Source organism: Reichenbachiella sp. (genome assembly GCF_039941815.1).
GTDB lineage: Bacteria > Bacteroidota > Bacteroidia > Cytophagales > Cyclobacteriaceae > Reichenbachiella.
Genome location: NZ_JBDVDW010000008.1, coordinates 33,667 through 46,102 on the forward strand (window position 1 = coordinate 33,667; position 12,436 = coordinate 46,102).

General features: G+C 40.4%; 10 protein-coding genes. 6 read left to right on the plus strand and 4 right to left on the minus strand.

The features are described from left to right. Positions 1-60 precede the first annotated feature (60 nt). The 3 genes from ABJF11_RS00390 to ABJF11_RS00400 all read left to right on the plus strand — a co-directional run bounded on the left by ABJF11_RS00390 (position 61) and on the right by ABJF11_RS00400 (position 2,780). A complete protein-coding gene (locus ABJF11_RS00390; protein ID WP_348117118.1) occupies positions 61-1,011 on the plus strand; it encodes a DUF2157 domain-containing protein in 951 nt (316 codons plus the stop codon). Further along, positions 1,004-2,170, plus strand: a complete 1,167-nt coding sequence (locus ABJF11_RS00395; RefSeq protein ID WP_348117120.1) for a hypothetical protein — start codon at positions 1,004-1,006, stop codon at positions 2,168-2,170. Before ABJF11_RS00390 ends, ABJF11_RS00395 begins: the two co-directional genes overlap by 8 nt. 100 nt (positions 2,171-2,270) lie before the next feature. Then, the gene (locus ABJF11_RS00400) at positions 2,271-2,780 is read left to right on the plus strand and encodes a hypothetical protein (protein ID WP_348117122.1); all 510 of its coding nucleotides are present in this window, start codon (positions 2,271-2,273) and stop codon (positions 2,778-2,780) included. A 21-nt stretch (positions 2,781-2,801) separates the two neighbouring features. Here ABJF11_RS00400 and ABJF11_RS00405 read toward each other — a convergent pair whose 3' ends face one another. The 4 genes from ABJF11_RS00405 to ABJF11_RS00420 all read right to left on the minus strand — a co-directional run bounded on the left by ABJF11_RS00405 (position 2,802) and on the right by ABJF11_RS00420 (position 8,283). Beyond that, complete coding sequence (locus ABJF11_RS00405; protein WP_348117123.1) at positions 2,802-3,476, minus strand: hypothetical protein; 675 nt, start codon at positions 3,474-3,476, stop codon at positions 2,802-2,804. 81 nt (positions 3,477-3,557) lie between these two features. After that, positions 3,558-5,255: an FG-GAP-like repeat-containing protein gene (locus ABJF11_RS00410; protein ID WP_348117125.1), complete on the minus strand. Its 1,698-nt coding sequence runs from the start codon at positions 5,253-5,255 to the stop codon at positions 3,558-3,560. Between the two features lie 146 nt (positions 5,256-5,401). Then, positions 5,402-5,845 carry a DUF1987 domain-containing protein gene (locus ABJF11_RS00415; RefSeq protein WP_348117126.1) on the minus strand — a complete coding sequence of 148 codons (444 nt, stop codon included), beginning with the start codon at positions 5,843-5,845 and terminating at the stop codon, positions 5,402-5,404. Between the two features lie 245 nt (positions 5,846-6,090). Further along, entirely contained in the window at positions 6,091-8,283 is a 2,193-nt protein-coding gene (locus ABJF11_RS00420; RefSeq protein WP_348117128.1) for a DUF5916 domain-containing protein, read from the minus strand. 313 nt (positions 8,284-8,596) lie between these two features. On the opposite strand from ABJF11_RS00420, the gene ABJF11_RS00425 reads away from it, so the two are divergent. The 3 genes from ABJF11_RS00425 (at position 8,597) to ABJF11_RS00435 (ending at position 12,257) form a co-directional block, all read left to right on the plus strand. Beyond that, positions 8,597-8,947, plus strand: coding sequence for a helix-turn-helix transcriptional regulator (locus ABJF11_RS00425; protein ID WP_348117129.1), 351 nt, complete (start codon positions 8,597-8,599; stop codon positions 8,945-8,947). A gap of 47 nt (positions 8,948-8,994) precedes the next feature. Continuing rightward, positions 8,995-11,607, plus strand: coding sequence for an ABC transporter permease (locus tag ABJF11_RS00430; RefSeq protein WP_348117130.1), 2,613 nt, complete (start codon positions 8,995-8,997; stop codon positions 11,605-11,607). A 101-nt stretch (positions 11,608-11,708) separates the two neighbouring features. After that, a complete protein-coding gene (locus ABJF11_RS00435; RefSeq protein ID WP_348117132.1) occupies positions 11,709-12,257 on the plus strand; it encodes a DinB family protein in 549 nt (182 codons plus the stop codon). The last annotated feature ends 179 nt before the right edge of the window (positions 12,258-12,436 follow it).

The window sequence follows — 12,436 nt, forward strand, 5'->3', positions numbered from 1 at the left end:
TGGTATGGCACAACTCTATGATTTGCGAATTGATTATTTCATTTTATCTTGAGCGTTAATATGGACAACCTACACCAGCAACTATTCGATGAAAACCACATCGAAAAGGAGCAATATCAGCTTTTGGACTCGCTAAATCGGCGCAAAATCATCTCCTTATACTTTGAACTCAGATTGATACTGTACCTGGGCATCATGCTTTTCACAGCAGGGATCGGCTACATTATTTATCAAAATATGAGTGATATTGGACATCTGGCACTCATGAGCCTATTGGCCTTGAGTATCATAGTGGCCGGAGTTTATATTCACAAAAAATCAAAACCATACGCACCGGAAGTGGTGGAGGTCGAGCATTTCTATTTCGACTATGTCCTGGTACTAGTGGCACTGTTAATTGTCTCTCTCTTCACCTATATACAAGTCTACTATGATCTGGTTGAGTTGCTTGTCAGATGGACTTCACTACTGAGTGGTCTGTTGTTTTTATTTCTTGCCTATAGATACGACAATAAAATGGTCCTTTCTATGGGAATTACAGCTCTCGCAGCGGCCATAGGTCTCACGTTGTCTCCAGTAGATTGGTCCAGCGGAGAGTTGTTGGAAGGCTTCAATATTTATGTCATCAGTGTGGGATTTGGAATCATGTTGCTTGTATCGGGCTACTTCCTGGCACACAACGGCATCAAAAGTCATTTCAAATTCACTTATCATAATTTCGGTTTTTTTCTGATCTATTTCGGAGCACTCGCTTTGATGTTTGATTCTGATAATGAGGAACTTATAGCTTTCTCGCTCTTATTTTTTGCGATGTGTGTAGGGTACTACTGTTGGAGACAGAAAGAATTCCTATTCTTTCTCTATTCGTCTATTAGCGGTTATATCGCCTTTACCTATCTGTTCATCTCAATTGGTATCGATGCCGATCTGTATTTCTATTATTTTCCAATAAGTGCGATTGGCGGAGTCATCTTACTAGTCAAAAACCGAAACCACTTTTCAAATGATTGATAAATTAATAGCCTACCCCATAGGCGAGGTAAAAAAGAAGCTTGTCATAGCAAAAGCAAAGACATGGTTTGCCGCTGGATTGATTAAAGAAGATCAGTGGAAAGGTATCCAGGCTGGCTACAGTTCTGAGTTGTTTTCTCCAAGTATTTTCATGAGAGTGCTACTTTTTATTGCCACTTATTTCGGACTGACAACCGTACTTGGACCTGTAATATTGCTCGTAGCTAATCAAAGCATGGCCACCATTCGTATTGTGATCTTCATTGTAGGAGCAATTATCCTGGCTTTTACAGATCGTTCTATGATTATTTCTAAGAAACACTATAAGTCCGGGATTACAGAAGCGGGATATTACGCAGGATTCTCTTTCATTTACTTCGGGCTATTGGGGTTTGATCACAGCTCTGCACTAGTCTATTGGATCATAGCCATGCTGCTTGCATCGATCAGTACGATCAGATATATGGATCTGCTATCGCTGCTTGTCGCGACTTTATGTTTGACGGCCATTCTGTTTCTGACATTTGAACCGTATTTGTTTATACTCCCATTTATTATCATAATTGTATTTGCAGCCTTGTTTTTGCTGAGCCAGCAGATTCAAAAGAAGGTTGACTACCTACTTTGGGAGGATCATTTTATTCTTTTCGATAGCTTGGCTTTGCTACTTGTTTATCTAGGTGGAAATTATTTTGTAGTACGAGAACTGAGTATAGAAATGATGGGTATGGATCTCTCCAGTGGAGAAGACATCCCTGGTGCGTTTGTTTTCTACGGTCTTACCTTTATTACTCCTATAGCCTATTTAGTTTGGGGCATTAGTCAAAGGTCGGTGCTGTTCATTCGTATGAGCTTGCTTGCCATAGCACTATCTATATTCACAATTAAGTATTATTACAGCCTGGCTCCCTTAGAAGTGACCATGACTGTCGGTGGTGGCCTTTTGATACTGATTTCATTGGCATTGATTAAATACCTAAAAACCAGTCCATACGGCTTCACTCGGGAACAAATTGTTCAAGGCAAATGGGACAATACAGACCTCGTAGCATTGGTAGCCTCACAAACATTAGGGCCGCAAGATATCGAGGAGCCCGAAAGTGTGTTACGGAAAGGCGATGGTAAGTTCGGCGGTGGTGGAGCCAGTGGGGATTTTTAAGTCCCTTGATGATAATCAACAAAGTGCTCATTCTAAGAGAATTAAGATTCCAGTCCTCAACTCTGTATTCTTTTTATTATTTTGATGAAAAGAATAATATATGAAGAATCTCATCGGTAAAGTAAAAGACGGAATCAACAAATCACCAGAAACGCTAAAGTCTGTATATGGCGATGCTGTATCTAAGCTCAACAGCGGACTTAGTAAAATTGGAAATATGGGTACCGAAGCCAAAAACAAGGTTTTGGATTTTACCAATGAAATCATCTCTCTGCTGCCAATACTTGAAGAGTTTGGCTATAAGACCACTGAGCTTAGAGTCGGGGTGTCGATTCCCCCTACCATAGAAATCGATGTGCTAAAGGTGAAAGAAATATCCAAAGAGGAACATGATGAAAAATTGCAGCTTTATAAATCTCGCAACATGTTTAATCTGATCCTAAAAGCACTGGAATCCGCATTATCCATTCAAGACAGACTAAGTATTGGCGATGATTACTATCATGAGTTTAGCCTACAGATTTCCATTCCTCCCAATATCGGGATCAAGTATAGACTCAAAGAAAATTTGGAGAAAATAGCTCTTATCGAGCAAAACAAAGTGTCATAAATCTCAGACCTCAATTCAATACTAAGCCAATGTGAGTTCACTGAGCTGATTTTCATATTGCTCGTCGTAAAATAAAGTAGGTGCCATCAATTTCTTAATTGCTTTTTCTAATTGCGTATAGTTGGATTGCTGAATATGCAATGGGATTTTATATAAGCGATCATCCTTCTTATCAAATGGACAAGTCACCTTAGAATTATAAAGATATGGAATGAGCGTTGGGCTACAATTCATCGCTATCCGGTCAATTTGATATTCATCAAGAAGCTTCGTCAATGACGTATTAATATTCTCAAAGAACTCTATGGTAGAGGCTAGTCTAACGCGAGATCCAGCACGAGATTTCCCTTTCTTATTCAGATATTTGATCTGGCTTACCCCTTGCTTTTTGCGCGTCATATATGCCGAAAAGGTAGTATGATAAACTGCTGATTTGGATTCCATAACTATGATTGCGGCATTTCCAGATTCAATACTGAGGTAAAGCACACGTGAAGGATCAGGCTGTAAAAATAAATCTGACTGCAACGACATATGCAAAGGAAGTCGCAGATAGCCTACGCTTTCCTGCGATCCCAATCCAAGTTCGATAACATGCTTGCGATAATCATAGCCATAGGCCAACTTAGAATTTCTGATTCTCTCCAGCAAATCAGGAAATGGCTGATCAAATAAATTAATGCTCTTTTGGGGCATGGATGAATCACAATGATTTAGAAACGCAAGATATCATGATCCTTGTAACAATCCCATTTCCCAAGATTAGGATCAATGCAATTATCTACCTGCCACCACAAACATTCTGCCCGAGCGTGTACCATTAATCGCACTCCAGGCGGATGTAAGGAGTAAATCTATTTTACCATCTCCGTTTATATCTCCTAACCCTGTGGTATCGAAACCCAGGGTCTCTCCTACCACTTTTCCGGTCAGTGTCCGCAAGATAGAGCCATCCTTACCGGAATAGACATAGACCTTTCCTCCTGATGGAGCCGCCGATGCATGCTGCCATGCTCCAATGACCAAGTCATCGAAACCATCGTAGTTTGTATCTCCCGCATCAGCCACTCCAATACCAAAACCATCTCCGGCAGATTCTCCAGTTAATACTAAGAGCGCGCTACCATCCGACCCAGAATGGATATAGGCTCGTCCAGTAGATCTTCCTAAAGCAGTATTAGCGAAATCTGAGGCATATACATCTGGTATGCCATCACCATTGACATCCCCGACTACGGATAAAAACATACCTCCTAATTGGCTTCCAGTCTCGTCTGCATCTATTGTGAAAAAAGAAGACTGCTTAGTTCCTTTATAGACATAAACCTTGCCTCCTTTGCTGGCTCCCGCACTTGGTGCCCCTATGATCAAGAGGGATTGTCCATCAGAAGTTTTTCCTCCAATGGCAGCTCCAAATCCATCGCCAATACGCTCACCTTCCCACTCCTGAAGTACAGTTCCATCTGCTCCTGAGTACAAATATACTTTTCCGGCATGCTCTATTTTGTCGCTATTAAACGGCCCTCCCCATACTTGATAAGGCTCACTAACAAGAACATCAGCTCGTCCGTCTTGATTTACATCTCCAACTCCCCGTACACCAATTCCAAACGCTCCCTTGCTGTCTTTTCCTGACCATTCGTAAATCACCTGACCATCGGCACCAGAAAAGACCAACGCTTTGTTGATATAAGGAGCCCCGGCGACCACATCTGGAATACCGTCGCCGTTTACATCTCCGGCAGCCTCTATACTCATGCCAAGTTGACCTTTAGCTTCTTTTGCGGCGTGAGACCATATTAATTCGCCTGTAGCACCAGAGAAAACGTAGATTTTACCTGCGTTGGCCGCGCCTTCATTGCTTGTAGGCGCAGAAGTGGTGAGATCCATGATACTGTCACCATCCACGTCGCCTATGTTTCTACCTATCCAACCAAACTGATCGTTTTCGTTTTCGCCGCTCCAGTCATGAATGATCTCTGCACCTTCCTCGACAAAAGGATCAGCATATTCTTCGAGTGTTGGGAAAAGCTGCTTGTATCTTGGATCGTCTTTGAGAAATGCTGCAGCAGGATTGTTTCCTACGTTGGTGATATTGACCGTGCCCTCTGCTTTGACTGCCATAAGTGTCTTAAATGCGTCGTCTTTGTTCTCTGTCAAGGCATAGGCCAATCCAAGATTGAACCGATCATTGCTATTTTCCGGCCTTATTTTCACCGCTCGTTCATAGTAGCTCAATGAGTTTGCATAGTCCTTTTGTCTCCTGTAAGCCAAGCCCAGCATGCTCAATGCTCCGCCATGCTCAGGTTGTGTCTCGAGCACTCCGTTTAAGTCATTGATGGCTTCTTCTACTTTGCCGGTATTTAGTTTTTGAAAGGTAGCCTGCACTATCTGATCGGGATTAGGCTGAGCAGTTGTCCGTGTGTGAGTGGCTAAGATAAGTGCAAGAAGAGTGAGTGATACGAAGTTTTTCATTTCGATGTTTATTTGAGTTTTGATTAAAATTGAAACTCAAACCTTACTCAAAGGTAAAAACCGATCATCATTTACTAAATAAGGTATTTGAACGGCTATTTTATTTCTCAAATAGGAAATACGTTTATATCGGTGTTAGGTATTGATTATTTATTTATGAGGCTCGATACATATTTTGATTTCTCTCGCTTGATGCCGAGTGGAATAATTTCAAAAACCTCTTTAAATGTAAAGTTAATATTGAAGTAGCTACCAAAATCCAGCCCTGATTCTCGCATATCTTCATCGCCTATCTCATAGAACCATGAGATACTGATTTTATATCCATTGGATTTCATCTCGTTCAATTTATTCAAAAAAGTATAGAGACATTTCGCAGAGCTGGTGTTAAAATACACGAAAGCGAGGTTTACTTTTAATTCGGATTGCAAATCTACATCATCGACAAAACTGAGACTTCGAGTGACAGCATTGTAAAACTTTAGTGGATTCTCCGGACTGCATTTACCTCTTAAGTCAATTATTCCAGAGTTGATGTCAACATATACAGACGGGGTAACAACAGACGGCTTTATAAAATACTTCTTCATTATACGATATTATTTTGAAGGTAGCTCCTTAGAGTTAATAGAAGAATAGCGCTTGTATTCTATTAAAGGCACTTGAATTAATAAATGACATCACATTCTGAAAATATATTTACTCTTCACTTAGGAGCATGAAACCAAATTTGGCCATAGAGCCTAGTGATGGGTATAAAAGAGAAACCAAGAATAGATAAATGATGATATTTCTTCACCGTGGAAATCCATGCGATGGACAGGAAGCGAAATTGCTATTTCACTATAGTATAGAGATATTTGAGTGTGACGGCATTGGATGAAGCTATCTGCTGAACATCACCTGACATGTCATTTGACGTGAGTTGGTTATTGTAAACCAAAAACAAATCATGGCCTTCTCTAAAGTTGTAACGCAATCGAATATTGCTACTTAAATTCTCCTCCAGACTATTGTATTGTACAAAAGCCAACATGGACAAATGGATGTCGAGCGCTGTGGTCAGATTAATACTTGCGATGCCGGCTTCGATGGATTCATCGCTTTCGCTAAAATGGATATAGTTGTGTTCAAATCTCATACCGAGAGATAAATGTTTGGATACGTTCCAGAGCGGACTGAAGCTAAGAGATCGTCTAAATCCATTGAAAAATGTCCCAAATTCTATATCTGTGGTGGTTCGAAAATTATTGGCTGGAGAGGTGCTGTACGACAGGGTGACCCTATCATAGCTATACTCATCGATGGGAATCAATATTCTATTAAGAAAATTAAAATCATCAACCAGTTTGATGTACAAGTGAGCATATTCGATGCTCACTGATGCTCGAGTTAGAAAATCAAAATTCACCCCACCACTCAATGTGTAGTCTCTCAAGATATGACTGTCATTCTGATAAATTACATTAGCAGATACGTAGGGTGTGTATCGGAGTAATAGGCCATGACTTTCCAGCAATTTGCCATATCGAAATCCCTGCGAGAGACTGGTGATATTCTTTCTAAAGATGAACCCCATAGCTGGATTATAAAGTTCTCCTATTCTGCTGTATTCAGTATTATAACCAAAACCGTCCAGTGCTCTTTTTTCCCAAAACACATATGCTGTACCTTCATCCTGTATTGAGACGTCTTGTGCTTCATCGGATGTATCACTTACGGTATGAGCCCACTTTACAGAAAGATAATCTGAGGCCGTCAGTCTAAAAATACCATCCAAACCATAACTGATGTTTCGATCACCGGAATTGTTTATTCTTGAAGTCATCATTCCCCCAATAAAGGAATAATTATTGAATAACTGATTTCTAAACCGTAGCACGCCAAAGTTTTCGCTGTCCAGTGTATCTAAACTTGCAGTCTGCAAATCCATAAGACCGATATCAAGTTTTTTGACTCTGCCAGTCACGCGCATGCCTCCTAGAATTTTAATGGGTTCTCCTCTATCCGAAAGACCAATTTTTCTACTATAGAAAAGTCGGGTGTTTCCACCTGTGTTAAAAGCGAAAATGCCGGACCTTTCTTGAAAAAATTGACGTTTTTCGGGAAAAAACAATGAAAATCTGGTGAGATTGACTTGGGTAATATCCGCTTCTACCTGGGCAAAATCAGTGTTTAGAGTTGCATCAAGCGTCATGTTATTGGAAAGACTATATTTAATATCCAGACCAACCTGGGTATCGGTGCTAAATTCTGAATTGCCGTCTGATAGTTCGTGCTGCTCTACTCCGGAGACTACGAAGGGAGCTACATACAGCGGTCTTTTACTACGCAACCCTTTGAACAGAATCTTTTGCGCCTTGGAGGCTTTCATTCGTGCAAAATTCCATTGGGGAGGAATCGCCGGAAAAATGAGTCGCTCGTTGAGCGCACTAATTCTTCTATGGATAATCAGTCCCATGATTACATCTCCATTGTCATTTTCATCAAATCTAAGGGTCGTAAATGGTATTCTAATTTCGCTAAACCACCCATCTTCATTGATTGTGACCGCCGTATCCCAGAAGGCATTCCAGCTGGGATTATAAAATGAATCGCCTTCTGCATCATTGATCACTTCTGCATCCTGACGATTGCCAGTAGGCGTAGTCGAAAAATTGAGCATATTCTCATTGTCGTTGTAGGAATCTATGAGCACGTTGAAAAAGTCTCCTTCCAAATCCAAATCTCTAATCATAGAATTTCCCTGTATGTCTTGAGCATTTCTGGTATACATTTTACCAGAGAGATATAGATATTTTTCATCGTACCCTACTCGAATCTCTGTATGTTCTGAAGGTGATTTACCAAAAACAGGGCTGTAGGTTACTAATGGCAAAGGTGACAATTCGTTCCACCCGGACTCGTCTATAACTCCATCGACCACAATTGATCCGGTAATTCTTTGAATGACAAGAGTATCTGTAGGCTGAGCATGTAGGATATTAGGAGAGATTAGTCCAATGGTAAAAAGTATAATTCTATTCATATCATCAATCATTTGGTAAGCTACATCCACGGCTTTATGGCCAATATTGAGATGTTTACGGCTCAACAAAAGATTAATCGTAAAAATGTGATGAAATGAAATGATAAGAAAGATGAATGAAATTAATAGATAATCGCATTATGCATTAAAATGGCGAATGGAAATGAACGTAAACCAATAATAGTCAACAGAATACTTATCTCAATTCTAAGTTACCAACCTCATAAAATTTGAAAAAATACCAATCAGGGCAACCCTATTGCTTATTTTCAGTATCTATTTATATTTGTCTTACAAATAACAAACTAATACAATGAAGGGAACTCATCTTGGAGAATTCGAAGAGCTAGTTTTATTGTCTACAGCTGTATTGGATGGCAATGCCTACACAGTCACAATTGTGAACGAAATCAAAGAAAAGAGTGCAAGGCAGCTAACGCTAAGCGCTATTCATACTGTATTGGTGCGGTTAGAAAAAAAGGGGTACCTCCTTTCTTACATGGGTGGTGCAACTGCAGAACGTGGAGGTCGGCGACGCAGGCTTTACAAAATCACAGCACAAGGCTATCAACAATTGAATGATGTACGAGAACTCAGAAGTAAAATGTGGGCCGGCATGCCGAGATTGAGTTTTGATTTTTCCTCGTTTCAATTGAAGTTCTAACGAAAAATAAAAATTGACTGATTTGTCTTACAAAACATACATAAATAATGAGTCGTAATGCACCACCTGCTTGGATAGATCGGCTTCTGGAGTGGTATTGTTCGGATCGGTATCTCGAAGAGGTCCAGGGGGATTTGCACGAGTGGTATGACCACAACTCAGCCCACGGTAATAGACGAGTGGTGAATCTTCGATATTTCATTGCGGTACTGCAGTATTTCTCATTATTTAGAACCAAATCATTTCAAAAACTCATTAACAACTCAAATTTCTTATCTATGAAAAGTGTCCTACTCCTCACCATTAGAAATTTCAAAAAGAACAAATTTACTGGAAGCGTTCGCATGATCAATCTCGTGATTGGCATTGGAATCTTCTTGATAGCACTGATCTACGCCAAATACGAATTGGCATATGACTCCCATCACGAGCGTGCAGATAATATTTACCGCGTAGGCTATGCCTTCGAATCCAAGCCTTGGGCTGCTACTCCTGTGGGCGCAGGCATTTACGCATTGGAAAACATACCAGAAGTTAAGAACATGACCAGGTTTCTGCGAATCTGGGATACCTCATTCAAGTTCGGTGAACGGCAATTTTATGAAGCCGGCGGTTTTATGGTAGATAGTACTGTCTTTTCTATGTTTTCCTATCCCATGTTACAAGGAGACCCAAAAACGGCCCTTAAAGAAAAAATGTCAATTGTGCTGACTGAAAGTCTGGCTCGAAAGTACTTTGGTGAAGAAAACCCAATGGGAAAAATTATTGCTTTGTCTCTCGACTATGACAATGAAAGCGGTGAGCAAGGAACTAGAATAGTGACTGGTGTGATTGAAGATATCCCTGAACAATCTCATTTGAAATTTGATTTTTTATGCCCTGCACACACGATGAAAGACAGTCGATTGCGAGAATGGCGCAACTTCTGGGTGTATACCTATGTCGAGGTTGAGAATCAGGATGCCGTAGAATTGACCAAGGCAGCACTAAAAAGCAAATTTGTTTCCTTGAGAAACATGGATCAAGAGGAAATGGATAAGATGACCGCGGTACTAACTCCGTTGAAGAAAATACACCTTTACAGCAATCATGAAAAAGAGTATGCAGACAATGGTAATATTTTCTATGTGTATATTTTGTTTTCGATTGGGCTATTTGTACTGATTGTATCAAGTATCAATTTCATTAATCTCAGTATCATACATGGACTCGATCGTGCAAAGGAAATAGGTCTCCGCAAGACGATTGGTGCCAGTAGATTCCAACTCATTGTACAGTTTATGAGTGAGAATTTGTTTCTGCTAATTATCGCATCTGTACTATGTGTCTTTGTACTGACAGGCCTGGAGCCATGGATTCTCCATTTTTCAGGCCTTGACCTCCCGCTCAGTATGATTACTAATCCAGGCAATTTGCTATATCTGGGCATTCTCATCTTTTTGCTACAGGTAGTTAGCGGTATATACCCAGCCCTGGTACTTAGTCGATTCCGACCGGCTGAGATTATAAAATCTGGTGGGCAATCAATCCCTATGAAACGGATAGGACTGACAAGAAAGGCACTAATCGTGATGCAGTTTGCCATCTCCCTTGTTTTGGTAATAGGCTCCATTATCGTCTATCGTCAACTAGACTATATACAAAGCAAAGACCTTGGATTTGAAAAGGATCAGGTACTGCTCGTCCCTCTCAACTCTTCTGTCTCCAAATCTTTTGAAGCCTTAGAAAATGAGTTGCTTACAATGCCAGGCATACGCTCGATATCGACTTCATCTTCTGTGCCTGGTTACCGAATTATGATGCAAGGCCTTATGGAACTGGGAGCTGAAGAAGAAAGTAATACCAGACTTCTCTTTGCAGATGATACTTTTAATGAAACGTATGATATAGAGCTTTTGGCAGGCCGGTCGTTCCAAACCAGTTTGCCGGAGGGCGTAAGGGAATTTATGCTAAATGAAACCGCAACTAAGAAAGTATTTGGTACAAGAGATCCAATTGGAAAAACAATAATAGCATCGCGGGATACAGGTCGGGTAGTCGGAATTGTCAAGGATTTCAATTTTAAATCGCTCCATTCTGAAATCGACCCATTGACCATTGCAAGTTATCACGGGACCCGATTTGGCTATGCTTCGATCAAATTTGAACCCAGATATACCGAAGAGGTTCTGGCCGCTGTAGAAGAAACTGGCAACAAGGTATATCCTAACTTGCCGCCGCTGAGTTATGAGTTTCTTGATGATCGTTTTGAGGTCTTGTATCTTGCAGAAAGCAAACTCAAGGGATTGGTTTTGGGATTTTGTATCATCACCATCCTACTGACTGTATCGGGTATACTTGGCATCGCCACCTATTCAGCCAAGAAACGAGCGAAAGAAATAGCAATCAGAAAAGTATTAGGTGGGACTTTAACAGAAATGATCGGCATTCTATCCAGGAGTTTTATTTATCTACTCTTGATTTCACTTTTGATAGGACTTCCAGGAGCCTTCTTTCTTTCTGATTGGTGGCTACAGGATTTTGCCTATCGCATAGCTATTACACCTATCACGTTTGTGTTGTCCACGTTGATCATGGGCGCTTTGATCCTATTAAGCTTTGGTTTTATGACTTTCAAAACAGTTAGGACTAATCCCGCAGAGGTATTAAAGAGTGAATGACGAACTGTTCGTCACTCATTCAACACTTCAAATCATTTGCTTTTTGATAAGGCGTCTGGCTTCATACTTTTGAAATCATAACAATCAAAAATCAAAATACGATGAAAAAGAACATGATATGGTCGGTCCTACTGCTGCTATTCACACTGGCTTGCGGGACGACTCAAAACATTGCCGAATCAGAAATTAAAAATGGAGAATCTCCTATTTCAAATGAGCAGGTACTCTCAGCCTGGGATCGAATGACTGGAATGGTGGTCGAATCAACTAAAAAAATGCCCGCTGATCACTTTGAATTCTCTCCAATAGACGGTTTGGCTACCTATGGAGATTTGGTAAATCATACTGCAGGTGCTAACTATCTGTTTGCTGCTACAGTAAAACTCGAGCGACCAGAAAGAACAGAAATCGATACAGGCAGTAAAAAAGCTGTAATAGAGAGCTTGGAAGCATCATTTAAATTTATTCGAGATGGAATTGTAGGATTGAGCGATGAGGATCTTGTTGAAGAAATTGAATGGTTTGGCTCAAAAATGTCTAGACTAAATGCCATTCTGACAATGACGGATCACTTGCAAAGAGAGCATGGCAAGAACATTACTTATTTGAGATTGAAAGGCGTAGCTCCAGAGAGGTCTGCCGGATGGTAAGCTTGTTACTCGACTGACCATCTCAATTAGTATTTAATCTGAAATATGCATTAGATAATCTATTCCAATCATAAAGCACTTTGAAATAGACACTAAACATATATTTATTGAATCACCATAGCGGTGCTATGCCTCTTCAATATAAGTGACTCTTTCTTTGCGCTTTATAGCTTTCATCA